Source organism: Psychrobacter sp. UBA5136, assembly GCF_002414005.1.
Lineage (GTDB): Bacteria > Pseudomonadota > Gammaproteobacteria > Pseudomonadales > Moraxellaceae > Psychrobacter.
Genome location: NZ_DHYG01000019.1, coordinates 1 through 26,513 on the forward strand (window position 1 = coordinate 1; position 26,513 = coordinate 26,513).

Sequence of the window (26,513 nt, forward strand, 5' to 3'; positions counted from 1 at the left end):
ACTTGTTTGCGAAAATCTAATGAGTAAGTCATGGTCTTTATAATAACAGTTGGGTTTGTTAATTACTTTATAACACTTTTAGGTGGGATTGACTATAATTTGACGATGTCATTAAAAATCACGACTGAAGTCTTTTGTAACTTAGCAATAGTGACATTATCCATTTTATATTCCTCTAAAATTTGACCTCTACCCTTGTTAAATACCTTACAACCTTAAAGGATATTAAAAAAGCTGCTCTGAGAGATAAGCGTCAATTGGTGTCGTGAGAAAGTAAAAATAAAAACTAATGACTCGTTTTTAGATATTTCAATCCACGCACCCGCAATGGGTGCGAAACCTAAACGGGCACAGGTGAGTTTTATTAGTGGTTTTTCCACCTACGCGCCCGTAATGAAAGCGAAATGCGGTAAAAAAACGCACAGAAAACCCGTATATCTACGAATCCTTGATGGCATGAATAACGTAGGGCTATTACGCTGCTCATGGAGTGACCCCTTACTAAGGCGTGCCAGCATGATACTTTTCATAAATCATTTCCCTATTTCATAAACCCAGTTAACTTACAGTCTTTTAAACTTGTATTATCTCTCTTCTAAAATCCAATCTTAATAAACACTCATGATATAAACGACACTAAATGTCGTGTTATCTCTGACTGACTATTGTTTAATAGTATTATCTTAACTATATTAAACCCATACATCTGATATGGCTTTTTGCCATGAAATGGAAATATAATGAGCAAACCTAGCAACCCTTATACTGATAATAGCTTTGTCTCTTCAGACCTTAAGACCATTTTGCACTCTAAACGTGCCAATATCTACTATCTATCGCATTGTCGGGTCATGCAAAAAGACGGGCGTGTGTTGTATCTTACCGAGGATGAAAAAGCGAACCTCTACTATAACATTCCGATTGCTAACACTACCTCATTATTGCTTGGTACTGGCACATCTATTACCCAAGCAGCGATGCGTCTGCTGTCCCAAGCGGGAGTGTTGGTGGGCTTTTGTGGCGGCGGTGGCATGCCCTTATTTATGGGTAGCGAGCGTGAGATATTCATCGAATGGATGACACCGCAAAGCGAGTATCGTCCGACAGAATACATTCAAGGCTGGATGAGCTGGTGGTGGGACGATGATAAACGTCTTGCCGCTGCCAAACAGTTGCAAATAGCCCGCATTGCTTACCTGCAAGCAGTGTGGAATAAAGAAAGTGACTTTAAGCGTTGGGGCTTTGATAGTAGTAATGATGCGGTAGAAACATTGCTTAATAATAATATCCATCAAATCGATAAGCAGACCGAGGTCATGCATTTATTACAACTAGAAGCTCGCCTGACCAAGCAACTGTATAAGCTAGCCGCCAAAAATACGGGTTATGACGGCTTTACCCGTGAGCACGAAGGCATCGACAAGGCCAACGGCTTTCTAAATCATGGCAACTATCTGGCTTATGGACTCGGTGCCACTACAGCATGGACACTCGGCATTCCACATGGGTTTGCTGTTATGCATGGTAAGACGCGACGCGGTGCCTTGGTGTTTGATATCGCTGATATTATCAAAGATGCCTTGGTGCTGCCCCTGGCCTTTATTTGTGCTAGTGAAAACATGAGTGAGCAAGAGTTCCGTCAAGAGTGTATTAATATGTTTACCAAGCACAAAGCGCTGGATTATCAGTTTGAGGTGGTTAAACAGTTGGCGATGACTAAGTGGAAGGTGTAGAAAATGATAGTTACCTTTGTTTCCCAATGCGAGAAAAAATCACTTAAGCGCACACGACGTATCTTGGACTCTTTTGCCAATCGTATCGGTGACAATGTTTGGCAGACGGCTATTACTGAGGATGGATTACAAACCGTTAAGCAACTACTGCGCAAATCTGCCACCAAATCAACGGCGGTAAGCTGTCATCGTAATAAAACCCGCCAGCTGACGGAACTGGTCTGGATCGTGGGCAATAAGCGTAAGTTTAATGAGATTGGGGTGGTTCCGGTTAATTGGACAGCGCACGATGTTAGCATGTATCAAGATAAAAACCTTTGGAAAAATTTAGAACTGGTTGCTTTAGCGTCTGGGATAGCAGGGCTGTTTCATGACTTTGGCAAAGCCAACGATTTGTTCCAAAATAAGCTCAATCCTAATAAACCCAAGGATCAAAAGAACTATGAACCTTATCGCCATGAATGGGTATCTTTAAAATTATTTGAGGCAATCGTACAACATAAAACTTGTGAGCAATGGCTAGAGCTATTACTCACACCCAATCAAATAAATGAGCTTGATACTATCGAATGTGTTCAAAATCCGACTTTTCAGAATAATTTTAATAATAGAACTGGTGATGAGCTAAATTGTTTTGCAAACTATGATGATTTTACCAAACTGGTTGCATGGCTGATAGTTTCGCATCATCGCTTATTAGTCTATCCATACTTTCAAGAAAATCCACCACCTTTGACACCTCATGATGAGTTAGCGAAAAACTGGCTTAAAGATTGTGACGTTAAATGGAACTCACCAAATATCATCAAACATTATTGGACAGAGAAAGAAAAAGCGGTCAACTGGCAATTCTCGCTTGGTTTACCTCTGCAAAGTAAGGCATGGCAAAAAAAAACCATTAAACTTGCAAACCATGCCAAGCAGTCGATGATGATAATCAAGAATTTTAATTGGCAACAAGACACTATGACCGCACATTTGGCTCGTACGATGCTTATGGTGGCTGATCATAACTACTCAAGCCAAGAGGCTAATACTTATTTCCAAGATAAGTGTTATTTGGCTTATGCCAATACTGATGCTGAACGCCAATTGAAGCAAAGGCTTGATGAACACAATCTTATGGTAGGTCATCAAGCCTATAACTTTAGCCATAAACTGCCACATTTAATATCTGAATTACCCACCATTGAGTACAATCGTATACTAGAGCGTGGTTTTGATAATGCCGACGTAAAATTAAGCCGTTGGCAAGATAAATCTGTTTCATTGTGTCAGAGAATCAATAAATCTAGTAATGAGGGTGGTTTTTTTGGTATCAACATGGCATCCACAGGCAAAGGCAAGACCTTTGCGAACGCTCGCATTATGTATGCCTTGGCAGATGGAAACAAAGGGTTTCGTTTAAGTATAGCGCTAGGCCTACGAACTTTGACAACCCAAACAGGCAAGGCGTTAAGTAAAGATTTACGACTCGACAAAGAGGACATTGCTACCCTAATTGGCTCGTCAGCAATCTTAAAGTTGCTTAATAAAAGTGATATTGATGAAACCAAAGACAACCAGTTGTTGCAAGAGCAAAGGCAGTTGTTAGAAGAGTTGGAAAAGTCAGCTTTGGCGATGCGTGGCAGTGAGAGTTTAGAGTTAAACAATGATTTCGAAGTAGATTATGACGAAGAAATTAAGGACAATACTTTGTTAAAACAATGGTTTGATGGCGACCCAAAGTATCAAAAATTGCTATATGCGCCTATTTTAGTCAGCACCATTGATTATATCATCCCTGCCACAGAAGGCTTGCGGGGCGGTAAGCAAATTGCCCCAATATTACGATTGTTAAGTAGCGACCTTGTGCTTGATGAACCTGATGAATTTGGCTTAGCTGATCTGCCTGCCTTATGTCGATTGGTCAATTGGGCAGGAATGTTAGGGTCAAAGGTATTGCTATCAAGTGCAACCATACCACCAGCAATGGCAAATGGTCTGTTTGATGCTTATCTACAAGGACGAGCTATGTATAATCGCAGTATGATGGGTAATAGTGTCCAAAAACCTGTAACTTGCGCTTGGTTTGATGAGTTTGATGTTCATTATGTTGAGACGCAGAATATAAATGAACAATTAAAAGCGCATAAGCAGTTTGTCAATAAAAGAGCTAAAAAGTTAGTAGACAAAGAAAATATTATATCCCGTAAAGCTAAGATATTATCCATTGTAGGCGGTGAAACGACCATAGAACGTTTAACCAATACTATTCATCTAGGACTATTTGAAGCACATAAGCATCACTATCAATCTGACGGACAACATAACATCTCAATTGGTGTGGTACGTTTTGCTAATATTAACCCATTGATTGAAATAACAGATGCTTTAATTGCCATAGACAACCCTGATGACACTTGTATTCATTATTGCGTGTATCACAGCCAATTTACTTTAGCCATGCGCTCATTTATCGAAACTAAACTCGATAATCTACTTAACCGCAAACAAGCCGATGCCATTTGGAAAGCAGATGATATTGTAAATATAATCAATAGAAACCCAAAGGTTAAAAATCATATCTTTGTGGTATTAGCAACGTCTGTCTGCGAGGTAGGACGAGATCATGATTATGACTGGGCGATTGCCGAACCAAGTTCCATGCGCTCACTGATTCAGTTGGCGGGTCGCATTCAACGTCATCGTAAACAAGCAGTTGATTATCCAAACTTATTTATTTTAGATAAAAATTTCAAAGCGTTAGATGGCAAGTCTATAGCATTTGCAAGACCCGGTTTTGAGAGTAGAAAATACAACTTAGTTGATGATAAGTCTATCACTCATTTACTGACTTTAGATCAATATCAACATATTAATGCCATACCCAGTATTGATGTTGTGAAACCAAAACCACCACCTTATAAAAATTTAGTTAGTTTGGAACAAAGTACGCACTGGTTCAAAATTATGGGGCTTAATCATGAAGAGAATAATGCGAAGCTTTGGTGGGAGAATCATATATCTTGGACGGGTGAATTACAACGGCAACAACCATTTCGGCTATCCTCACCTGAGATGACATTTGTGTATGTACCAGACACTAATGGTCGGCTAACTTGGTATCATCGAGCAGATAAAGACTATCATAAGCTAATTAAAACCAATTTTATAACCGCCTGTATTGACCCTGTATTTGGTCATAATAATGACAATTGGTTTAATAATGATGAGATGGGTCGCTATGAAGCGATAGCACAACTGCTTGACTTACCACTTGAGAAAATACCGTACACCTATGGTGAGGTAAAAGTGCCTTATTATAAAGCATCAAACAAGCAATTTTATTATCATCCATTTTTTGGAGTGTTTTCTTAACAGACTTAAATAGAATCAGTTTAAATATTATCAAAATTTAACAGGAGGCAAAGGTGACAATTTCAAATGTGCAACAGGCGATTGATGATTTTTTAGACAACAAAATACAGACTACGATTGAGCAAAAGCAAAAAAAACTTAAAGCAGACTTTACGGAAGAAGATGCTCAAAAGATACGTGATGACTATGAGACTTTTAACTGGATAAATAAAGTTGTTGATAATATTGAAGAGTTATTTTTGAATGTCAGCCATGTCGCCAAATTAACTCATTCTAGCAATCAAGCCATAAGCTTGCTTGATAATAGCCAATCTAAAGATTACCCTTATCTTGTAACTACTAGAACTGTAGGTACAGAGTATTTGGATAGTGGCTATTCTGATGCAAGGTATTCACCAATCACTCAGTTTTTAAGTTACTCCGTTGCTAACTCAGACAAACAGCTTGGTGAGTACCTTGCTGAAGATGAAGCCTACTTCAGTAAAATTAGTGATAATAAAGCCCAACGCCTTTATTGGTCAGAAGAAATCCAGAAAGCATATCAACCCAAACAAATACGTAGTCACACTCTAGCTAAACAAGTCTATATGCCATTGGATAATGATGATTACCACCTTGTTTCTCCTATGTATTCTAGTTCGCTTGCACATAAAATTTATTTATCTATTAAAGACGCAAATGATAAAGACAATCTAATAAGAAAAGCAAGAAAAACAAAGCAATGGCATGAGGGTACTTATGTTCATTATTCTAACATCGCAACATTAGGTATTACCAAAAGTATGCATCAAAATGTGTCCTCACTTAATGGTCAGCGTCGTGGATTACTGTATTTATTCCCAGCTCTACCGCCACAATGGAAAGTCAACCCAAACCCACCTACCACATTAAAACAGTTATTGAATCAAACTCATCCAAAGCAAGCCTTCGCACATATAAGCTCGCTGTTATATATTTTGAACAAAAAAGAGTTGTTTATTAACTATGACCACAAGCAAGCTCTCAAATACTCGGTTGAAGATATTGCGTCACAGATTTGCGATGCCATGCTATTGATTCGCCAAACCCAACCAAGCGGATGGACAACATCAAAAAATATGCCGATATACCTACGATTATTCATGGATAAAGAAGTCTTAGCGAATAGTCAGTTTTCACAACCTGAAATTAAAGCCTATTTAAATGAGATGTCCGCTAAGATAGCAAGTTTAATTAGCGATGGTATCAAAGACACTGCTCGCACTACTAAATTAGAAAATTTATGGATTAAAATTGTGATCCCAATACTTCAAAATCTATATCAAGTCTTAAAAGCGGAGTAAACCATGTCAAGCTATATTTTATTAGAAAGAATAAAGGTTGAAAATGCCAATTGTATTGCAGGCTTGACCTATGGATTTCCTGCGGTAACGGCTTTTTTAGGTTTTGAGCACTTTTTATCTCGACAGTTCAAGGCGCAATTTGGTATTGGCTTTAATGGCTGTGCAATTTTTTGCCATGATTATAAGGTTAATAGCTATGAACAATATTACACACGTTTTATCCAAAGCCGTAATCCACCATCTACCCTAAAGGGTAAAGGTGGCGATGCCAAAAAACCTGCGCCCATTATTGAAGAGGGCAAGATGGATATGGTTGTCTCTTTATTATTGCGCTGTGATGGTAATTTAGCCACCAATAGTGAAGATATCAACGCCTATATTAATGCGCTTAAATCTTATATTTATTCAGCTCGTCTTGCGGGGGGTAGTATTTATCATATTAGATCCATTCGTATGTTAGGTAATGACATGACAGCGTTAAAACGAGCTATCTTACCGAGCTTTGTATTATTGGATGCCACTCATTTATTAGAAGCACATTTTAACGAGTGTCAGCAAGAACAACCTAACAAATTATTATTAGATATATGGACAGACTTTTTTGCCTATAAAGAGCAAGCGGTACAAGACGATGTGGTACAAGATGGAGCGACACTCAATAAGGAGACACCTAATAAAACCGCAAAAGAGGTAACGTGGGCGCGCTATATTCCGCCCAATAAAAAAGGTTGGATTGTGCCCTTGATGAAAGGCTTTAAAGGCATTAGCCCTTTATATGACCCTAGTGAAGTTGACAACCTGCGTGACACACGCTATCCATTTCGCTTTGTCGAGGCGGTTCATGGACTGGGTGAATGGCGAAGTGTACATCGCCTTGAAGATTTAGACAGTATTTTTTGGCGATACCAAGTTAGTGATGAATGGTATCTTTGTGAACAAACATTCCACATTAAAGAAAGCAAGCAATCATTAATTGATGATTATTTTGACGATGTTTTCAATGACTAACCTTATCTAAAACTTTTAAATTAATAAACCGAGGAGTACTATCCATGGCTAAGAAAGCTAAAGCTAAAAATCAAGCCTCTGTACCTAGTGTATTGGCATTTAGCCGTAAGATTGAGCCGTCTGATGGCTTAATGCAAGCGGGATTGTGGGAGAATCAAGATGAACCACAAGCATGGCAAAACATTAAGCTGCACGATAAGCGTAATCGTGCTACCAAAAGTCAATATGGCGTGTCAGAAGATGAAATGATTCAACCCAATATTGTTTGGGGTGATGATGCCAGCTTACCTCATGAATTAGATACACTTAAAGTGACATTTACCGTTAAGTTTTTAGGTAATATCGACCAAGCCACAGCGAATAATAAACCTGAGTTTCTCACCAAATTAAAGCAAACTTATTCAAATTATAAACAAGACATAGGGCTTGAGCCTTTAGCAAAGCGTTATGCACAAAACTTAGCCAATGCCCGTTTTTTATGGCGTAATCGTATCGGTGCAGAGGGCGTTGTAGTAAGAGTGACCAATACAGAAAACTCTACCCAGTCATGGCTTTTTGAAGACGCTCAAAAAATATCATTACATGATTTTGAGGTGCAAAATACTAAGATTGACGATCTTGCTAAATTGATTGCTCATAGCTTTGAGACGGGAGAGTATTTATTATTAAAAGTTGAAGCCTTTGCAAAAGTTGGTCTAGGACAAAGAGTATTCCCTTCACAGGAAATGCGTGACAAAGACAAGGATAATAAATCCAAGTTTTTATATGAAATAGAGACCTTGCAAGGGCGCTGTGCAGGGCTACATTCTGAGAAAATTGGCAATGCCATTCGTACAATAGACACATGGTATGTGGCTAAAGAGGAGTTGCTCGTTAAACCCGCTATTGCTATTGAACCTTATGGATCAGTCCCAACACAAGGAGACGCATACCGTCCTAGCAAAACTGATTTGTATTCATTGATGGTTAAATGGATTAACCAAGAAGACTTATCTGTGGAAGAGCAACATTTTGTAGTTGCTAACTTAATCCGTGGTGGTGTGTTTGGTGGCAAGGACGAATAGATGAAATACTACCAAGAGCTTACCATCATCCCCGATCCTGAGATTGCGCCCTACTTTATTTGGAGTAAGATATTTAATCAGATACACATTGCACTGGCGGAGATGAAAAACAAACACGACACCTCCTCCATCGGTGTCAGCTTCCCTGATTATCATTATGATGAAAAGGGTAAATCATCTAAGCTGGGGCTAAAGCTGCGCATCTTTGCCCCTAGCCAAAAAGACTTAGAGACACTCAATCTCGATAAATGGTTAGACAGATTAACCGACTATGTGCATGTCAAACGCATCAAAGAAGTACCGATGGATAAAGTAAAGAGCTATGTCAGCGTACATCGCTACCGCTTTAAGCCTGTAGAGGTGCAAGCGCAAACCTTGTCAGATAAGCTTGGCATCAGTTATGAAGATGCCATAGTAACCGTGGATAAGCGCACATCTGAAAAGTCTGTGCCTTATATTCAGATGCGCAGCCAGACCAATCACAGCAATTATCGTGTAAGAGTGCTACAGTTGCCTTGTGATGCATCAAAGGCTGGTAGCTTCAATACTTATGGTATGAATGGCATGTCTGATCATGTCACCGTACCGCATTGGTAAAAAGGTCGTTACGCACGACCCAAAAAAAAGGTATAAAAACCCTTTTTTTGAGCTATTTAAAAAATTGTAATAAAATCAACAATTTACGAAAGGGTAAAAAATGGAGGGTAAAATAGGGTATTTTGCCCTTCACGCCTTGTCGTAACTGAATTTTTCGAGGTATAATTCCTCTTCATCACCGCATAGGTGACTTAGAAAAAAACGTCTGTCAATAGTACCGTCATCAGTCACTTCATCACCGCATAGGTGACTTAGAAAAGTCTATTGAACCTGCAATCTCACACGGTAAACTTCATCACCGCATAGGTGACTTAGAAACAGCTCTTTAGCCACGCATCCAGCAGTATTCGCTTCATCACCGCATAGGTGACTTAGAAAGATAGCCGTAAGCTGGAAAGCGCGGAGATTATCTTCATCACCGCATAGGTGACTTAGAAAGAGATGAGTTATTGACTTCAAGGAAAGGTGCCCTTCATCACCGCATAGGTGACTTAGAAATTTGTTAATGAATATAATCATAAAAGACAATGCTTCATCACCGCATAGGTGACTTAGAAAAAACAGATATTGGCTGATACAAACTTCATTTTCTTCATCACCGCATAGGTGACTTAGAAAAAAGATGAGTCATTGGGAACAGGGAAGGTCATTCTTCATCACCGCATAGGTGACTTAGAAAACTGGATGTGTCAGGTAAATGGCTTGGTTGACCTTCATCACCGCATAGGTGACTTAGAAACTTTAAAAAGACCGCCATTAAGCACCTAGCAACTTCATCACCGCATAGGTGACTTAGAAAAAAATGAAGGGTTATCTTTACAGGCGAAAGTCCTTCATCACCGCATAGGTGACTTAGAAAAGGCCTCTGTACCGTCAATACCCTCAATACCGCTTCATCACCGCATAGGTGACTTAGAAAATGACTTGATGGGTACTGGGCGAATTAAAGGCCTTCATCACCGCATAGGTGACTTAGAAAACCACCGCTAAGCAATCCTTGCATCGCTGCCACTTCATCACCGCATAGGTGACTTAGAAAATACTGGGCGACAACGACTGACGCCTGATATCCTTCATCACCGCATAGGTGACTTAGAAATTTATTGCGAGAAAGCCGCCCACGTTTAAAATCTTCATCACCGCATAGGTGACTTAGAAACGTCAGTCAGGCAAGAAAAGCCTTAAGTCCACCTTCATCACCGCATAGGTGACTTAGAAAATACTGGGCGACAATGACTGACGCCTGATATCCTTCATCACCGCATAGGTGACTTAGAAACTGATGTTAATAATCGCTTGCGTAAAATGCGTCTTCATCACCGCATAGGTGACTTAGAAATCTTTGTGCTTTTCAAAGAAATCCACTACTTCCTTCATCACCGCATAGGTGACTTAGAAAAATAAGAGCAAATCTATAGTAAGGAATAAATCCTTCATCACCGCATAGGTGACTTAGAAATATTACACCGACACTGAAAAATTTTACACCGACTTCATCACCGCATAGGTGACTTAGAAAAAAAAAGCGCCCATTGTGAGGGCGTATGTTTCTTCATCACCGCATAGGTGACTTAGAAACATTAAAGAAATCATCAATGGCAATAAACAAACTTCATCACCGCATAGGTGACTTAGAAAAGTTTACTAAAGCTTCAACCGCTGTGCGCTTACTTCATCACCGCATAGGTGACTTAGAAAATCTTAAGGAATACCAAAAATGTCAGACAATACTTCATCACCGCATAGGTGACTTAGAAAAATGGGTTGACCATCAGCAATCATTTGGTATTCCTTCATCACCGCATAGGTGACTTAGAAATTAATGCGTCGTACATAGCGTAAACTTGCGCTCTTCATCACCGCATAGGTGACTTAGAAAATTTGCGCGTCATGCGACTAAACAACATTTGCCTTCATCACCGCATAGGTGACTTAGAAAGCTGGCGTGGCTAAGATTGCAGAGATGTTAGACTTCATCACCGCATAGGTGACTTAGAAACCTTATGTATGGTTAGTCTAATTCCGCAATATCTTCATCACCGCATAGGTGACTTAGAAATATCACGCCAGCGACTGCCGAAACGGTATTAACTTCATCACCGCATAGGTGACTTAGAAATGCTCAAAGTTGAGCAGGGGTACTACACCCTTCTTCATCACCGCATAGGTGACTTAGAAAAGTAATAACCGCTATCAACCCCCTGAGGTTGTCTTCATCACCGCATAGGTGACTTAGAAAACCAATAGCCCGCCGCTTACTTGGTATTTCTTCTTCATCACCGCATAGGTGACTTAGAAACACTTGATAAACCAACTACTTTTAAAGGGATACTTCATCACCGCATAGGTGACTTAGAAAGTCATAGTTGTTGTGATAAACATCCAGTTGCACTTCATCACCGCATAGGTGACTTAGAAAATCAAGAGTGATGAAAAAGGTCGGTGAGCAGACTTCATCACCGCATAGGTGACTTAGAAATGTACGCGGTACTTTTACCCATGTGCCATCGTCTTCATCACCGCATAGGTGACTTAGAAATTCGATGATAATCGTTTGCGGCTCTTGTCCCAACTTCATCACCGCATAGGTGACTTAGAAAAACCAATACGCACACAGTCACAGGCTTACAAGCTTCATCACCGCATAGGTGACTTAGAAAATTACTTCACCCTCCAAGGCTTGCAGAATCGGCTTCATCACCGCATAGGTGACATAGAAAAAACTTTTCAAACGTAATACCGCCTTGTTGGGCTTCATCACCGCATAGGTGACTTAGAAAATACGCCCACGCTAGCAATAACGTGGGCTTTTCTTCATCACCGCATAGGTGACTTAGAAAACGCACGGGCAACATCTCAGCAGAGATTGACGCTTCATCACCGCATAGGTGACTCAGAAAAGTTACAAACGGCTTAGATGGTTTGTTAGATTTTTCCTCACCACATAACCACATAGGTGGCTTATAATTCTCGAAAATAGACTGATTAAGCACTACGCTTTTTAAATAGAAGAAAATAATCAACATAAAAAAACCAGACAGCCTAGGCCATCTGGTTATCAAATACTCTTAAATATCTATCTACTAACCGTAAGCTGTCCCCCAGAAAAACTGATACATCCATCACAGAACCAAGACTTATGTTGTCTTGCACGGGGGATGTCTGCTGGCACATCTAGTTGATAGGGACGACCGCAATACTCGCAATGTATGTCATCTAAATAAACCTGGCATTTTGCAAGCGTAGCAAACAACTCCTCAGACCTTATATTGTAATCGTAGCAAAGTATCTTTAGATGAGCGATATAATCATTGGGTGATACATACGACCAATACTGATGGCACAAACGCTTTGCTTCATCATCTAGGCTTGAGTCGAACACAAAATTTACACTCATGATATTCTCCTCGTTAGTAGCCATATCCAGATGGTGGTAGTAGCTCGTAAAGCTCGCTCTGTAGTTGACTACACATATCCTCAACCACATATCCAAGACTCACATCCAAGCGCTTCTGTACCCATATACGCATCGCCATATGATTATCAAAGCAAGGCTTAACTCCTAAAAAGCGTGCTAGATTAGAGCCAGGTTGAATACATAGATCATAAATCAGCATATTGGCGATAGTATTTGCATCCTCACTGACATAGCCATTAGGTTTAAACTCGGAAAATAGCTTGTCGTAATCAATAATTTTCATTTTGACGTCCCCTTGTCAGTAGATGCTTGAGTAATCTGGCTTCGACTTACGAGTGCCTCAAATGCGCTACCATCCTGGCGTGTCATATTTGGTACATAGCGACTATAAGTATTAAATAACATCTTAGTCGTCGAATGGCCCATTTGACTGGCTATCCACTCAGGACTCTCACCTGCCGCCAACCATAAAGTCGCTGCAGTATGGCGTGTTTGATAGGCGTTGCGCTTCTTCAACCGTAAAACTTTAAGTGTGGGATGCCAAATACGCTTATTCACATTGTTATAATCCAGTGGCTCACCCGTATGTGAGCAAAACACATAATCCGAACGCCTATAAGAGATTTCTTGCTGCTCTTTAAGCGCATCATAGACCCATGGAGACATCTGAATAGCACGATAAGACTCCTGTGTTTTAGGAGGGACAATCTTGCCTTTGACTAACGCCTGCTTAATGACAATCTCACGACGATTAAAATCAACGTTATCCCATGTCAGCCCATCAATCTCACTAGTACGCATACCTGTAAAAAACCGCACCAGATAATAATGGCGATAATCTTCCCTTACGCCATTAATAAACGTCCAAACCTCCTCTAAGGTGAGAGGCTGAATATCAGTTTTAGGCTGTTTGAGTGCCTTGATATCATAATAAGGGTTATCAAACTTATAGCGTTTAGCGGCTTCTTTTAGTATCATACCCAAAGGTACCATTATCGAATTGATGCGTGCCGCTGACAGATGTTTTTTAGCTTTTCCGTACGTTACTTTGGCGAGCGATGAACGGAAGGCTAATACATCTGTCTTTTTTATGACATGAATGGCTTTATTACCAAACTCAGGAAGCAAATACATATCAATAATCTCCTGTATTTTGCGCTTGTAAGTATCGCGCCACTCAATTTCCTTTTCAGAAAACCACAGTGTTGCGAACTGCTTGAAGGAAGGAACGTTGCTATTAATGCATTCCTTACGATCGTTCAAAGCCACCATTTCTGCAGCCTTATCACTTTTCGGAAAGTATTTAGCATAATTAAAAATACCTAACCTAATTTCGGCTTCCATATTCAAAATAATACTTTCAAGCTTTTTACGATTTGCCGGAGTATCTATCAGGTTTGTCGTCTCCCGACAGCGTTTGCCCATATAATAAAAATCAACAAATAGCATGTTGCTACCTTTACGTGCTCTAATGCTAGCCATCATATTTCTCCTTATTGCAGTGCCATGGCGTTGATGCTACCGGTGATACCAGTGCGCATGTCTTTTTCAATTTCTTCCCAAACGTATAAAATCTTGCGACCACCAAAAGGACGTATGTAATGAATGCCTTCAATAAGTACGCTATCCTTAAGCTCATTACGGATCGTGCGCGGATTGTATTTGATACGCTCAGAAAGCTCTTGGGTTGTCAGGTAAGTGTGTGACATAATACATTCCTTATATAAAGTTTAATTATAATGGTACTTTTGAACACCATAGTTGTAATTTAACATATTTTTATAACTATGCAAGTACTTTTTACAACTAAGATTGGAGTTTTGATGTGATAGTTAATCATTTACCGACTTTGTTAGCCGAAAGAAGACTAAAGGTAGCGGATGCCGTACGCGCGACAGGAATCAGCAAAACGACGTTACATAAAATATATAACGACCAATCATCAAGAATTGATTTTGATACCATTGATAAGCTGTGTGAATTCTTAGAAGTTGGGGTTGGAGATATCTTTGAATATGTTGCTAGTGCCGATATGGAGAATGCACAAACGCTAGAACCTAAGAAAAGTTAGCAATAAGCTCGAGCTGTATAGTTAACTGCCGATTTAGATACGCTTTGGCATATGTGTTAGGCATTAAAAAGCCCAAATCACGTGATGATTTAGGCTTTCGCTAATATGGGCTCTTGAAGCATGTAAACTGCAAACATTGATAGTACTTAAAGTTGAGGTCAAAAAGCTCCATTATTTAACGAGCCAAAAATACGTTAGGCACGCCTTGGGCACATTTTAGGCACACGGACTTTTTGACGGATTTAACTTACGGATAGACAAACAGAGTTTTTGCCGGATGTATACTTTCGATTTGCGCTACAACCCCTATAAAATGGGCATAAAAAAAGCCCCAATCATAAAGATTGGGGCTTTCGAATCTGGTAGGCGTAACTAGATTCGAACTAGCGACCTCTACCATGTCAAGGTAGCGCTCTAACCAACTGAGCTATACGCCTATTTAGGACATGCATTTTAGCAAGTTTTTAAAACTTTGCAAGCCTTTTCTATCACAATCTAAACTTATTATTAAAATACCAATTATTAAGCTTTATAATGAAGTACTTACGGAAATAAGATTATTCTAAATTTTGGCTATCTAAGATAGCTCATAAGTTATAGAATTTTAAAAGCATAAAAATATAACCTCCATATTGAAGCCATCACATGACCTTACGTATTCATGCCCTATTTCATACAGATTACGAAGACCTCAGCTTTATTAAGAAGTGGGCAAACAATCATCAGCACACTATTACCTACACCCGCTCGTATAATAAAGACCCCTTGCCGGCGCTTGATCGTTTTGACTGGTTAATCGTCATGGGCGGGCCGATGAGTGTCCATGATAAAGACAGCCATCCTTGGTTAATAGAAGAAAAACGTTTGATTAAACAAAGTATGGACAACGGTAAAACAGTGATTGGCGTTTGTTTGGGCGCGCAGCTTATTGCGCACTGCTTGGGGGCGAGCGTAGAGCCAGCGGGCGTACAAGAAATCGGCTGGCTACCCATTCAGTTGACCAAAGAAGCTCAGGCGCATCCTTTATTACAAGACTTACCAAAGCAACCCTTTACCGTTTTTCATTGGCACGGCGATGGTTTTGAATACCCAAAAGGAGCGATTCCTTTGGCAACATCAAAAGCATGGCTCAATCAAGGCTTTTTGTATCAAACGCCGCTGCAAAAAGCGCTCGGTACTTGGGTCATGGCTTGGCAGTGCCACTTTGAGGTCACCGAAGAAAGCATCTTTAAGATGGTAGCAAATGGCAACAAAGCCATTCAAAAAGGGCTTATTGACTACCCTAAAACCGTACAGCCGCCTACTGAGATAACAGCGCTTGGTGATAAATACATTGACGATAACAATGCGCGCTTAGCTGCTATGCTCAATCGTATGGTAGACAGCCGCTAAGATGTCACTCATATTTTACGCCTAACCTTTTAAGTATCCATAAAACTCAACGTTTTAGCTATTTTTTGCGTTTTTTTGCCGCAAGTTCGCTTTGTTCAATTTCTAGCGGCGTTAAGCCATTTCTCTTACCTTTAAGATAACTAAGATAAGCGGGAATATGGGTTTTACCCAAGTATTTATCGAGGTAAGGTAAAAATCCTGCATAATTGCCTTTAAACTTGGCATGATGAAAGTCATGATAGACAGGGCCTTCATAGACAGGCAATAAGTGCGCAGGATTCCACGGTATATCATAACCAATATGCCCATCCGCCCCTTCGATTTGACGTAAAATCACCCACATCCATACCACATAAATATGCGCGCCCAAAATGATTGGTCCCACCAAGGTTAGCGCCGCTGTCAAAGAATACTCTACCCAATGCATATAATTGCCATTGATACCGCAGGTATTGCGAATGCGGTGGTGCACACTGTGGATGTTTCGCAGCAGCCACTTATTTTCATGCATGTAGCGGTGCATACCGTAGTATAAAAAATCATCGAGCAGCGCGAAAAAAATCAGCTGGGCGATGACAATATACCAGGCAGGCATCTCGCCATTATGCACGCCAGTTAGCTTTAATAGTGGCCAGACCAGCACCAATAACGTGGCTAAAATAGTATTATTAATGATGAGACGCGCAATAGAAGGCAATAAAAACTGCCGCATCTCAAACGGTTTTTGCTGAATTTTATATTTACGCAAAGTTATCGGATCACACCAAGCGACTATCGTCCATGGAATAGCGACCACCAAAAAAGCGGCCGTGCTAATAGCAAGGGTCGCCATGGGAAACTGCCAAAACCAAGGGTCGTTATAAAACCCCCGCCAATACGAGAACACATCCATATGTCACCTATTGAACATTACGTTTGGAAATAAAAATCTTTAAGAATTAAAAACTTAGAAAAAAATTTGTCGTTAAATAAACCTGTTAAAACCTCTTACTAATGGTTCATTTTATCAGACTGAACACGAGTTGATATCCCTATCTTACCGCGTTTGTTGGCTTGATGTCGCCATTTTTACGCCGCCATAGGTGACTAAGACGACACCCAGCGCTATCAGTGAGGCGCCCAAAAACAAACCCTCTGGTGGATTCTCCCCTTGTAAAAAAATAGCAACCGGCACACCAACAACCGCCCCGACAGAACCTAGTAAGCTTAGCAGCACTGGGCCACCGGTTTTTTGTAGTAAGAAAAGCAGCAAAAATTGACCGGCAAAAACGAACGCCTGCACTGCAATCAGTCCTAGCGGTAACATCTCAGCCAGCGAAACGGCAAGTGAGTAATTAGGCAGAATACTGACCAAGCCTAGTAGCATGGAAGCCGCTATCAGCATCCCTGGCGCAAGCGCGCTTGGCGACAGATTGTCTGGCCAATATAAGGTGCGATAAATATTGCCAATTGCTAGTAACACCGGACCACAAAGCGCCAGCCCAATCCAAAACACGCTGGCATCGGGTGCGGCAAATTTACGCGCTGCCAGCACCCCTGCTCCCGCCAGTGCCGCGACCACGCCAAGCGCGCGCAGCTTGGTAAAGCGCTCTATTTTTAAGATGATTGCCGCTAAATAAGTCAGGAGCGGCGGCAGGGAGATAATCAAGGCGACAAAACTGGCGCCAACATGTGGAATAGCGGAGAAAAAGATTAGATTTGAACCTGCGACGCTGACTAAGGCAGCTACCAAATAATAGCTTAGCGTTGGTTTACTTAACGGCGGCAGCTCGCGGCGTAGACATGCATAACTAAGTAAAATAAACGCCGCGCCAGTAATGGACCAAAAAAGAAAGGCCAGCGGCGTGAGGCCAACCTCGCCGGCAAACTTTGCCAAATTGGTAGAAATACCAATTAACCCGCCGCCAGCGATAAGACATAGCACAGGGATGAGCCACGCTTTTTTACCACCTGCCATACCTTGCTGCGCTGACTCACTCATACTCTACCTTACTCTTAAAACAGCACTGTTAACTGTTATGTTGCCCTAGCATTATTAGCTTTTATCTTGTTAAGACAGGTTCGCGCTCGCGCCAATGCAACCACAAACGAGCATCGAGCTCAAACTGATGATAATCGGGTTCCATATGACAGCAAAGCTGATAAAAAGCTTTGTTATGCTCTTGCTCTTTAAAATGCGCCAACTCATGCACCACAATCATACGCAAAAATTCAGGCGGCGCTTCTTTAAACAGACTTGCCACCGTAATGCTATTGTGCGATTTTAGCTTACTGCCCTGCACGCGCGATTGATAGGTGTGAATACCAAGCGCCTGTTTGAGCACGGCAAGTTTACTGTTATAAGTCACTTGCGACAGCGGACTGCTTTTGCGCATATATTGATTTTTAATCTCATTAATATAGTGATATAGCGCTTTATCGCTTTGTATTTGATGGCGATTGGGATAATTTTTATCCAAATACTCGCCCAACCTGCCCGTGCTAATAAGCATGGCCGCTTGGTTTTGAATCTGCTCAGGATAGTGAGCAATATACTTTAACGTGGTCAACGTGATTATCCTCGACGTTTTATTTTTAACGCCTAATAATTAATGTTTACTTAATGGGTCACCGAATTTGACAATAAATTCATCACCACCACGCCGCCAACAATCATCGCGATGCCGATTATCGCTGCGGTATCGAGCGTTTGCTTAAAAAAGAACAGCCCCACAAGCGAAGTCAGCACGATACCAAGTCCGCCCCATAACGCATAGGCAATGCCAATAGGAATGGTTTTTATCGTTTGGGTCAATAAATAAAACGAAATCGCATAAAGCACCGCCATAATAAGGGTAGGTATCAAGCGGGTGAATTGTTCAGATTTGACGAGAAAGGTAGTGCCAATGACTTCGCAAACAATAGCGGTGGCAAGGTAACCGTAAGCAATCATGGTTGGACTCATATTTAAGGCACCTATATTGATTAAAAAGTGATTGGTTAAAACGACATTGTTTAAAAATAAACTGGTTAAAACGTATTGCATGGCAGCAAATAAAGGTTAAAAATAATCAAATAAAGGTTAAAAATAATCAAGTAAAGCCAAAACACTAAAGAAACGCTCGGATGGCTATTTTATAGGTTTATATGGGTGCTTGAAATAGAGATTTTAAGCGTTAAAGTAATCTAAGGTTTTTCTTTAGTTTCAAATAGATAGTCTGCTTAAAACCATTTAACAATCAGCTGTTTAACGCCGTTTGGCAAAATTTCGCCATTTTTAGCTCATTTATGATCTATCGGTTGCACTGCGGACATGCCCTAGTGTTATTTATAGAAAAAATTCAATAAAACCGCCACTTTAAAAGTAAACACACTCAATTTTATCCTGTTTATAATTATATTTATAATTTATCGCTTAATAAGGTTGACAGCCCATAACTACTTGGCTAAAATGTGCCCCACATAACGCAAACAACAGAAGCAATCGCAGTAACCAAAGGCGTTGCAAAACTTGTTTTATTAACCGTTATGACAACTTATTCTCCAATAGCTCAGTTGGTAGAGCAACGGACTGTTAATCCGTGTGTCCCTGGTTCGAGCCCAGGTTGGAGAGCCATATTCTAAAAGACCTTCATCAACTACTTGATGGAGGTTTTTTTATGGTCGCAGCTTTTAGCCGTTCATCGCGCCTAGTACTGGCCCGCGCAATATTAATAAAGCGGCGGTGTTCTTTTAGCGGCTTTTGTTGTATGGTAAGAGGAGCTATGACCACATTCGTTTTTGTCTGAGTGTTTTATTCCTACTCACTAAAAGTAATGGTTTATTATGATACCTGTCCGCATAAAAAATAAATTTTCTGATCATCCGCAAAAAATCACGCGCCCGATCAGTATTCGCCTGTCTGAAGAGATGATCAGATTATTAGAATCTACCTCATCAGAGCTGGGATTTAAACGTATTCAGGGCCTGATTCGTCTTTATATTCGTCAAGGACTTGATCGCGACCATCAGGATTATACCTTGGCGCATGATGAAGTGTTTATCGAAAGCTTGCGTAAGCGCGGTGTGAGTCAGCGTATTATTGATGAGGCGATCGTGGTGACGCACAATAATACCACGACCCATCCGCTGACTGAGCTGCAAGATCAAGGTAAAGACAAAAATAAAGATAAAGAGTAACGTTTATTGCCCTGATAATAAATACAATATAAAAAAGACTAAGTTTGCTTAACAGCGCTTAGTCTTTTTTTGTCATTTAAAATACCCTAGCTTTTAAAATCTCAATATCTTTACAGGTAAAGGAGCAGTCATCACTTGCGATAAATAAACATACAAAATCATCATAGGCGATAGTCTAGTATAAGAGCCATTATCATGTATATGGGTTTTATGAGGAAACATAAGATGAGTGGTTTATACAAACAGGCAGGCTGGGCAGGCAAAGCAAGGTTATTAGCCATTACTTTGGCGCTGTTGCCTGTTATCAATGGCTGCTCACAGCCGCCCACCGATCCAAGCAAGCAGACCATACCGACCAACTCTGATCAGTGGCAAAAGAAGCTGGGCGATACCTTTGAGCGCTTGCCTGAGGCTGACAGACAGCTACTGAGCCGCTATATGCTGCGTATGAAGTTAAGCGGTGCGTATGAGTCTGGAGCGATGCCGCGTATTACTATCAAGCAGGCCCTTATCCAGCAGCGCGAATATGAGCGCCTCCATCCAAACAATCCCACTGGCAAAAAAAGCCCGATTGTGACCAGTCAGCAAGCGGACACTGCGAAAGCGCAAAATTATCCTATCGCTTTACTGCCCGTAAAAACCAGCGATAGTGACAGCTTAAACCAAGTGAAATTGCAGTTTATGCTCTCAAACCACGGTAAAGTAGCGATTCAAAGCTTTAAAGGTAAGCTCACCATGCAAGAGGCGCATTTGACCAAAAGCAAAAGCTTTAACGTGCCATTGACCCAGTTTGAGCCGCCAATCGAACCAGAGCAGTCTGGCAAAATCATTATCGAAAGCAGTATTGAAGATGTGAATGTCATGCGCGCGATTAAAAATAACACAGGGATACATATCGAGATTAGCGAAGGAAAATTGGTTTTGGCAGATGGGCAAGAAGTAGTTTTTAAGCAGTCGCTCGCAAAATAAAAGGCAATTATTGATTTTATAAAAACTGTTGCTTTAATGACATAAAAAAAGCCCCAATCATTTATTGATTGGGGCTTTTTTGAATTTGGCGGAGACGGAGAGATTCGAACTCTCGAAGGGCTATGAACCCTTGCCGGTTTTCAAGACCGGTGCATTCAACCGCTCTGCCACGTCTCCATTGGTGCATCATTATATAGATATCATCGTATAATGCAAGCGCTTCATATTAAAAAAATGAAATTAATTTCTAGACGTTTTTAAATCAATAACTTACCGTTTGCTCAACACTTTTTACTCAGCGCTTTATCTTGAAATATTCACGCGGCGCTACGTTATTTACTTGAAGCAAGATGCAAGCACATATCTAGTAGCCTATTGGCATAGCCCCACTCATTGTCGTACCAGGCAAAAACCTTATATTGCTCGCCCACTTGCATCAATTGCTGCCCATCGATAATCAGCGATTCTGGCTGATGGATAAAATCACTGGAAACTAGCGGCTCATCGGTATACGCCATGATGGTTATCAAATGACCAACGCTGGCAGCTCTTAAATTTTCTCGAATCGCCTCAACGCTGACATTTGGCGTATCAAATATAAACGTCACATCAATCGCCGCCACATCGATGGTCGGTACGCGAATGGAGTGACCATTTATCTTTCCTATCATTGCAGGCAATACGCGCTCTGTTGCGGCAATACTACTCGATGTGGTTGGTATAATATTATAGCCAGAGGCACGCGCGCGTCTTGGGTCGCGGTGTGCTTGGTCGAGCACTGTCTGATCCGCAGTGACGGCATGAATCTCGGTCATCATCGCCGACTTTACGCCAAACGCTTTATCAAGCGTGTCAATCAGCGGCACCAATGCCTGCGTGGTACAAGAAACGCTCGAGATAATTGGCAGCGCCCGCGTGAGCTCAGCCGTGTTTACGCCCATAACGATACAAGCATCGACAGTGTCAAAGGGCGCAGCACCAATAATCACCTGCTGTGCGCCCGCCGCAATATGCAGCTGCGCCTGCTCATAAGAGCGAAAATGCCCCGTACATTCTAGTACCACATCGATGCCAAGCGCTTGCCATGGCAGGTTTTTTGGATCAGGCTCCGAGAGCATTTTAATGCAGTACGTGAGATTGTTCTTTGTCAAACACAGCTGAGTATTGTTTTTATCGTCTAAAACCTCAGCACTGACGCCAAGTCGGCTTAAGCGACCATGGGTACTGTCGAATTTTAACAAGTGTAATAAAATATCAGCCGGTGCCAAATCATTAATCGCCACCACATGGATAGCGCGCCCCAATACCTCAAAGCGCTCGAGCAACGCGCGCAGCACGTTGCGCCCGATACGGCCAAAGCCATTGATAGCTATTCTCAAGGGCTGGGTATGCTCGCCCGTCGCATGCGTCAGTGCTACTCTAGGCTCGGCGTTTAATTGGTAAGTGGCGCTAGAAAAATCAGGCATAACATCAGACATACAAGACCCTGCTATCAAAGGTATTACTATAAAAATATCGCCATAATGGGATATAAAGACAATGACGCGTCATCACTAAACCACAGCAACACGATAACGCCATTAGCAAGTTTTTATCCTGCTCTAAATACTAAGGCGTAATAAAAATCAATGCCAAACGAATGGTATTGTAATCAATCGCTTGCCTCAGATGCTCAAAGATAGGACGCAGCTTAATACTACCATCATCATTAAAATCATTTGGGTTATTGGCCACTCTAATCGCCACATAGGCATTGCCAACCGCTGTCATCACCTCATCGTTTGGACGCAAATGATCACAAGCGAGGCTTGGATCTTGCGATTTTAATTCAGCAATGTGGCGCATAATGGTCGATTGGGACAGCTGCCGCGCTTGCGAAATCTCCGCAATTGACAAGCTCTCTTCTAATAACAGCCGTGTCGCAAGTAAGGTACTGTCCGATTTATCAGAGACTTGATTGCCGAGTTTTTGTTTTTTTTCTATCTGCGCTTGCTGCTGCTCGCGGCGTTTTTTCTGCAAATTGGCGTAAGCTTCAATCACCGACTTGCTAAGCGTGCCGCCTGATTTTAAAATAAATTTCTCATGCGCCTGCGTCATGCTTTCTTCATCAAGCATGGCATAGTTGGCGTCGGCTTCTTCTGATAGTGCTAAGAAGCGTTTATCTGCGCCGCGTGCCAGCGGATCAAGCTGCAAGCTCATATCATTCATACCAAGTAGCTGCAGACCTGCCAGCGACTTTAAGCGTGACAATGCGACATAACCTTGCCCAAGCTCAAAGGTACGTGACAAATCAATCTCTGCCGCCTCAAGGGTCATGCCTTGCGACTTATGAATGGTAATTGCCCACGCCAGACATAGCGGCACTTGCTGGTAGCTTGCGAGTACATCGCCCGTCTCATCTTCGATAATCCATTCCTCTATCTCAGCGATGACTTCACGCCCCGAGTTTAGCCGCACTACCGGCATTTTTTGCGTGGTTGGTTTTTTATCTTTTGGTTTTTCCTTACTTTCTTTATCTTTTTTAGCTTTGCTTTTTGTACCCTTAGCAGTAGCGCTTTCAGCATTTTCCTCATCATCTTCAATCAAATCAGCGCTAGTGTCTTTATCATCGATTTTTACCGCAGCAAAACCGATCAGCTCGCCCATCGTGCCGTTAGAGACGCCAAGCTCGCTATTGTTTTTGATAAACATGACCTTGGCACCGACTTTTAATACCAAATCGTCTTGGGTACGCACGGTCTTTTTTAGCGTCTCAACCAATTTGCTATCGCCAGTCGCGGTGGCTTCAAAACGCATCATCTCGCCATCTAAGGCGGCAAGCTCTTTATCATTGATTTTATTAACGTTGAGATTATGGGTATAAAGACGGGTACGCTTGATATCAACGTTTTGATCAAAGGTGGCCTCTAAGGCAGCAATGGCTTCAAAGCTCACTTCTTGACGGCGAATTTGATTGAGAATATCGTCTAAATCAAGCCCGCCATTTGCCGCTTCGCTCACTTGCCGATGTTGCTCAGATAAGTAGCAAATATGAAATTTGGCCTCAAGCCACGCCTCACTCATAAAGGCAAATTTTTCGCGGTTGGTCTCACCCTTGCTACCAATGGGCGGCAGCTGAAAAAAATCTCCGGCAACGACGACCTGAATACCGCCAAAGGCTTTGTCGTTTTTGCGTACATACTTTAAAACTTGGCTGACCAAATTAAGCTGTTTGGCATGCAGCATCGATATCTCATCAATGATAAGTACCGCGGTATCCTTTAATCGGTCTGCCAAAAACTGCTTACGCGATAAATTGGCCAAGTCGCGATCCGACAGCTCATCTTTAATCCCAATACCCGACCAACTATGAATGGTCGTGCCGTTCATGTGCGTGGCAGCAATACCCGTACTAGCCGTGACTGCAACGGGTACACGGCGCGCGCGTAGATAGTCGATATATTGGTTGAGCGTATAGGTCTTACCTGAACCTGCCGAGCCGGTCAAAAACACGTTTTGACCTGTTTTTAAGATATCAAGAGCAGAAGATTGACGCATATATCCAAACCAATTAAATAAATAGTAAAAAGAAAAAGAGCATAAAAAATAGCTGCCATGATTATAACAGCTACATCAACTTTGCGGTCCCTTTTAACCATTGACCTGCTAATAACTTAAAGTTATGTGATACAAAATATATCATTATAAAAAATCATTATAACTCTGGGTAAAAGCTCAGTACGATAGATGGATAGCTTGGTCAGGAAGGCCAGGTACGTTTCTATATAACCATAGCACACAACAAGGAATCGTTCATGTTATACGCTTATCCCAATACTGAAAACAGTCCCGTCCAATTCCGCAAAAAATACGACAACTTTATCAATGGTGAATGGGTCGCGCCAGTCGATGGCGAGTACTTTGACAACCCAAGCCCAATCGATGGCAAAATCATTTGCCAAGTCGCGCGCTCAAAAGAAACCGATATCGAAAAAGCCTTAGACGCCGCCCATGCTGCCAAAGACGCTTGGGGCAAAACCAGCGTCGCTGAACGCGCCAATTTGCTCCTAAAAATCGCTGATAAAATGGAAGCCAATCTAGAAGCAATAGCCATTGCTGAATGTTACGAAAACGGCAAGCCGGTGCGCGAGACTTTAATGGCAGACATTCCATTGGCCATCGACCAATTTCGCTATTTTGCCAGCGCCATTCGTGCGCAAGAAGGCGGTATCAGCCAAATCGACGAAGACACCGTTGCCTATCATTTCCATGAGCCGCTCGGCGTCGTTGGACAAATTATCCCGTGGAATTTTCCTATTTTAATGGCGGTATGGAAAATCGCACCCGCTCTCGCTACTGGTAACTGTATCGTGATGAAGCCTGCTGAGCAAACGCCTGCTTCGATTTTATTTATGTTAGAAACCATCGGCATCGCTGACTTATTACCAAAGGGCGTGCTGAATATCGTCAATGGTTTTGGTGTTGAAGCCGGTAAACCACTGGCCTCTAATCCACGTATTAACAAAGTCGCCTTTACTGGTGAGACCACCACTGGTCGCCTTATCATGCAGTATGCCAGTGAAAATATCATCCCTGTGACGCTTGAGCTTGGTGGTAAAAGTCCAAATATCTTCTTTGCCGATATTATGGATGAAGACGATGACTTCTTGGATAAAGCGGTCGAAGGTCTGGTGATGTTTGCCTTAAACCAAGGCGAAGTTTGTACTTGTCCATCGCGTGCGCTGGTACATGAGAGCATCTATGATGAATTTATGCAACGCTGTATCGAGCGTGTTAAAGCCATCAAAATGGGCAATCCATTAGATACTGACACCATGATTGGTGCACAAGCCAGCTCAGACCAGTTAGAAAAAATCTTATCTTATTTAGATATCGGTAAAAAAGAAGGCGCAAAAGTCTTGGTTGGCGGCGAGCAAGCCAAGCACGATGGCGATCTTGGCGACGGTTATTATGTGAAGCCGACCATCTTTGAAGGCACCAATGACATGCGTGTGTTCCAAGAAGAAATCTTTGGACCCGTACTTGCCGTCACCAAGTTTAAAGACGATGACGAAGCCATGAGCATTGCCAACGATACTTTGTATGGGCTTGGCGCTGGCATTTGGACACGCAGCGTGCATAAAGCTTATCGTTTTGGTCGCGGTATCCAAGCAGGACGCGTATGGACCAACTGCTATCACATTTATCCATCGCACGCCGCCTTTGGTGGTTATAAGCAATCAGGCATCGGCCGCGAAAACCATCTGATGATGCTTGATCATTATCAACAAACCAAAAATATGCTGGTCTCTTATAGTCCCAAAAAGATGGGCTTCTTTTAAATCCTTCTTTGAGCATTCTTTAAATAAACCAATGCAATCTGTCGTAAGGTAGATTGCATTTTTGCTTTAATAAAGCATTAATACGCACAAGCTATTGATA

20 protein-coding genes, 3 tRNA genes and 1 CRISPR repeat array are annotated in these 26,513 nt (G+C 41.6%); of the genes, 12 read left to right on the forward strand and 11 right to left on the reverse strand.

Annotated features, from left to right (window positions below; translation table 11 throughout):
* Positions 1-740: 740 nt before the first annotated feature.
* Genes cas1f through cas6f form a run of 6 tightly spaced genes read left to right on the forward strand, consistent with a single transcriptional unit; the run spans position 741 to position 9,084 of the window.
* A complete protein-coding gene (cas1f, locus tag B4240_RS02395) occupies positions 741-1,733 on the forward strand; it encodes a type I-F CRISPR-associated endonuclease Cas1f (protein ID WP_296236649.1) in 993 nt (330 codons plus the stop codon).
* 3 nt (positions 1,734-1,736) lie between these two features.
* Positions 1,737-5,093 carry a type I-F CRISPR-associated helicase Cas3f gene (gene cas3f / locus B4240_RS02400; RefSeq protein ID WP_296236650.1) on the forward strand — a complete coding sequence of 1,119 codons (3,357 nt, stop codon included), beginning with the start codon at positions 1,737-1,739 and terminating at the stop codon, positions 5,091-5,093.
* A 53-nt stretch (positions 5,094-5,146) separates the two neighbouring features.
* A complete protein-coding gene (locus B4240_RS02405) occupies positions 5,147-6,415 on the forward strand; it encodes a type I-F CRISPR-associated protein Csy1 (RefSeq protein WP_296236651.1) in 1,269 nt (422 codons plus the stop codon).
* Positions 6,416-6,418: 3 nt separating this feature from the next.
* Positions 6,419-7,423: a type I-F CRISPR-associated protein Csy2 gene (csy2, locus tag B4240_RS02410; RefSeq protein ID WP_296236652.1), complete on the forward strand. Its 1,005-nt coding sequence runs from the start codon at positions 6,419-6,421 to the stop codon at positions 7,421-7,423.
* A gap of 44 nt (positions 7,424-7,467) precedes the next feature.
* Positions 7,468-8,487 (forward strand): type I-F CRISPR-associated protein Csy3, encoded by a 1,020-nt coding sequence (gene csy3 / locus B4240_RS02415; RefSeq protein ID WP_296236653.1) that lies wholly within the window; start codon positions 7,468-7,470, stop codon positions 8,485-8,487.
* A complete protein-coding gene (gene cas6f / locus B4240_RS02420) occupies positions 8,488-9,084 on the forward strand; it encodes a type I-F CRISPR-associated endoribonuclease Cas6/Csy4 (protein ID WP_296236654.1) in 597 nt (198 codons plus the stop codon).
* A gap of 170 nt (positions 9,085-9,254) precedes the next feature.
* Positions 9,255-11,984: a CRISPR direct-repeat array (repeat unit 28 nt; unit sequence CTTCATCACCGCATAGGTGACTTAGAAA).
* Between the two features lie 510 nt (positions 11,985-12,494).
* Here cas6f and B4240_RS02425 read toward each other — a convergent pair.
* Genes B4240_RS02425 through B4240_RS02435 form a run of 3 tightly spaced genes read right to left on the reverse strand, consistent with a single transcriptional unit; the run spans position 12,495 to position 14,211 of the window.
* The gene (locus B4240_RS02425) at positions 12,495-12,785 is read right to left on the reverse strand and encodes a hypothetical protein (RefSeq protein ID WP_296236655.1); all 291 of its coding nucleotides are present in this window, start codon (positions 12,783-12,785) and stop codon (positions 12,495-12,497) included.
* Positions 12,782-13,984 (reverse strand): Arm DNA-binding domain-containing protein, encoded by a 1,203-nt coding sequence (locus tag B4240_RS02430; RefSeq protein WP_296236678.1) that lies wholly within the window; start codon positions 13,982-13,984, stop codon positions 12,782-12,784. The genes B4240_RS02425 and B4240_RS02430 overlap by 4 nt, the downstream gene beginning before the upstream one ends.
* Positions 13,985-13,995: 11 nt before the next feature.
* Positions 13,996-14,211 (reverse strand): hypothetical protein, encoded by a 216-nt coding sequence (locus tag B4240_RS02435; protein ID WP_011959964.1) that lies wholly within the window; start codon positions 14,209-14,211, stop codon positions 13,996-13,998.
* A gap of 116 nt (positions 14,212-14,327) precedes the next feature.
* Here B4240_RS02435 and B4240_RS02440 point away from each other — a divergent pair, with 116 nt between their 5' ends.
* Positions 14,328-14,573 carry a helix-turn-helix domain-containing protein gene (locus B4240_RS02440; RefSeq protein ID WP_068408359.1) on the forward strand — a complete coding sequence of 82 codons (246 nt, stop codon included), beginning with the start codon at positions 14,328-14,330 and terminating at the stop codon, positions 14,571-14,573.
* A 360-nt stretch (positions 14,574-14,933) separates the two neighbouring features.
* Here B4240_RS02440 and B4240_RS02445 read toward each other — a convergent pair.
* Positions 14,934-15,010, reverse strand: a tRNA-Val gene (locus B4240_RS02445).
* Between the two features lie 208 nt (positions 15,011-15,218).
* Here B4240_RS02445 and B4240_RS02450 point away from each other — a divergent pair.
* Positions 15,219-15,965: a type 1 glutamine amidotransferase gene (locus tag B4240_RS02450; protein WP_296236656.1), complete on the forward strand. Its 747-nt coding sequence runs from the start codon at positions 15,219-15,221 to the stop codon at positions 15,963-15,965.
* Positions 15,966-16,023: 58 nt separating this feature from the next.
* Here B4240_RS02450 and B4240_RS02455 read toward each other — a convergent pair whose 3' ends face one another.
* The 4 genes from B4240_RS02455 to B4240_RS02470 form a co-directional block, all read right to left on the reverse strand.
* Positions 16,024-16,857 carry a sterol desaturase family protein gene (locus tag B4240_RS02455; RefSeq protein WP_296236657.1) on the reverse strand — a complete coding sequence of 278 codons (834 nt, stop codon included), beginning with the start codon at positions 16,855-16,857 and terminating at the stop codon, positions 16,024-16,026.
* A gap of 144 nt (positions 16,858-17,001) precedes the next feature.
* Positions 17,002-17,946 carry a DMT family transporter gene (locus B4240_RS02460; protein WP_296236658.1) on the reverse strand — a complete coding sequence of 315 codons (945 nt, stop codon included), beginning with the start codon at positions 17,944-17,946 and terminating at the stop codon, positions 17,002-17,004.
* A 61-nt stretch (positions 17,947-18,007) separates the two neighbouring features.
* The gene (locus B4240_RS02465) at positions 18,008-18,514 is read right to left on the reverse strand and encodes a M48 family metallopeptidase (RefSeq protein WP_296236659.1); all 507 of its coding nucleotides are present in this window, start codon (positions 18,512-18,514) and stop codon (positions 18,008-18,010) included.
* 50 nt (positions 18,515-18,564) lie between these two features.
* A complete protein-coding gene (locus tag B4240_RS02470; protein WP_296236660.1) occupies positions 18,565-18,909 on the reverse strand; it encodes a DMT family transporter in 345 nt (114 codons plus the stop codon).
* Positions 18,910-19,484: 575 nt separating this feature from the next.
* Between B4240_RS02470 and B4240_RS02475 the strand changes: the two genes are divergently transcribed.
* The 3 genes from B4240_RS02475 (at position 19,485) to B4240_RS02485 (ending at position 21,092) form a co-directional block, all read left to right on the forward strand.
* Positions 19,485-19,560: transfer RNA gene (locus B4240_RS02475), tRNA-Asn, on the forward strand.
* A 209-nt stretch (positions 19,561-19,769) separates the two neighbouring features.
* Positions 19,770-20,123 carry a CopG family transcriptional regulator gene (locus B4240_RS02480; protein ID WP_296236661.1) on the forward strand — a complete coding sequence of 118 codons (354 nt, stop codon included), beginning with the start codon at positions 19,770-19,772 and terminating at the stop codon, positions 20,121-20,123.
* 225 nt (positions 20,124-20,348) lie between these two features.
* Positions 20,349-21,092, forward strand: coding sequence for a hypothetical protein (locus B4240_RS02485; protein ID WP_296236662.1), 744 nt, complete (start codon positions 20,349-20,351; stop codon positions 21,090-21,092).
* Positions 21,093-21,178: 86 nt separating this feature from the next.
* Here B4240_RS02485 and B4240_RS02490 read toward each other — a convergent pair.
* The 3 genes from B4240_RS02490 to B4240_RS02500 all read right to left on the reverse strand — a co-directional run bounded on the left by B4240_RS02490 (position 21,179) and on the right by B4240_RS02500 (position 24,629).
* Positions 21,179-21,269 (reverse strand) — tRNA-Ser (locus B4240_RS02490).
* A gap of 155 nt (positions 21,270-21,424) precedes the next feature.
* Positions 21,425-22,558 carry a type I glyceraldehyde-3-phosphate dehydrogenase gene (locus B4240_RS02495; protein WP_296236679.1) on the reverse strand — a complete coding sequence of 378 codons (1,134 nt, stop codon included), beginning with the start codon at positions 22,556-22,558 and terminating at the stop codon, positions 21,425-21,427.
* Between the two features lie 142 nt (positions 22,559-22,700).
* Complete coding sequence (locus B4240_RS02500; RefSeq protein ID WP_296236663.1) at positions 22,701-24,629, reverse strand: AAA family ATPase; 1,929 nt, start codon at positions 24,627-24,629, stop codon at positions 22,701-22,703.
* Between the two features lie 257 nt (positions 24,630-24,886).
* On the opposite strand from B4240_RS02500, the gene B4240_RS02505 reads away from it, so the two are divergent.
* Positions 24,887-26,413 (forward strand): aldehyde dehydrogenase family protein, encoded by a 1,527-nt coding sequence (locus B4240_RS02505; protein ID WP_296236664.1) that lies wholly within the window; start codon positions 24,887-24,889, stop codon positions 26,411-26,413.
* The last annotated feature ends 100 nt before the right edge of the window (positions 26,414-26,513 follow it).

Coding starts and splice junctions, on each gene's coding strand:
- B4240_RS02505 (WP_296236664.1), top strand. CDS start 24,887: ATGTTATACGCTTATCCCAATACTGAAAACAGTCCCGTCCAATTCCGC.
- B4240_RS02480 (WP_296236661.1), top strand. CDS start 19,770: ATGATACCTGTCCGCATAAAAAATAAATTTTCTGATCATCCGCAAAAA.
- B4240_RS02500 (WP_296236663.1), bottom strand. CDS start 24,629: ATGCGTCAATCTTCTGCTCTTGATATCTTAAAAACAGGTCAAAACGTG.
- csy2 (WP_296236652.1), top strand. CDS start 6,419: ATGTCAAGCTATATTTTATTAGAAAGAATAAAGGTTGAAAATGCCAAT.
- B4240_RS02450 (WP_296236656.1), top strand. CDS start 15,219: ATGACCTTACGTATTCATGCCCTATTTCATACAGATTACGAAGACCTC.
- cas6f (WP_296236654.1), top strand. CDS start 8,488: ATGAAATACTACCAAGAGCTTACCATCATCCCCGATCCTGAGATTGCG.
- cas1f (WP_296236649.1), top strand. CDS start 741: ATGAGCAAACCTAGCAACCCTTATACTGATAATAGCTTTGTCTCTTCA.
- B4240_RS02460 (WP_296236658.1), bottom strand. CDS start 17,946: ATGAGTGAGTCAGCGCAGCAAGGTATGGCAGGTGGTAAAAAAGCGTGG.
- B4240_RS02430 (WP_296236678.1), bottom strand. CDS start 13,984: ATGGCTAGCATTAGAGCACGTAAAGGTAGCAACATGCTATTTGTTGAT.
- B4240_RS02455 (WP_296236657.1), bottom strand. CDS start 16,857: ATGGATGTGTTCTCGTATTGGCGGGGGTTTTATAACGACCCTTGGTTT.
- B4240_RS02425 (WP_296236655.1), bottom strand. CDS start 12,785: ATGAAAATTATTGATTACGACAAGCTATTTTCCGAGTTTAAACCTAAT.
- B4240_RS02470 (WP_296236660.1), bottom strand. CDS start 18,909: ATGAGTCCAACCATGATTGCTTACGGTTACCTTGCCACCGCTATTGTT.
- cas3f (WP_296236650.1), top strand. CDS start 1,737: ATGATAGTTACCTTTGTTTCCCAATGCGAGAAAAAATCACTTAAGCGC.
- B4240_RS02485 (WP_296236662.1), top strand. CDS start 20,349: ATGAGTGGTTTATACAAACAGGCAGGCTGGGCAGGCAAAGCAAGGTTA.
- csy3 (WP_296236653.1), top strand. CDS start 7,468: ATGGCTAAGAAAGCTAAAGCTAAAAATCAAGCCTCTGTACCTAGTGTA.
- B4240_RS02495 (WP_296236679.1), bottom strand. CDS start 22,558: ATGCCTGATTTTTCTAGCGCCACTTACCAATTAAACGCCGAGCCTAGA.
- B4240_RS02435 (WP_011959964.1), bottom strand. CDS start 14,211: ATGTCACACACTTACCTGACAACCCAAGAGCTTTCTGAGCGTATCAAA.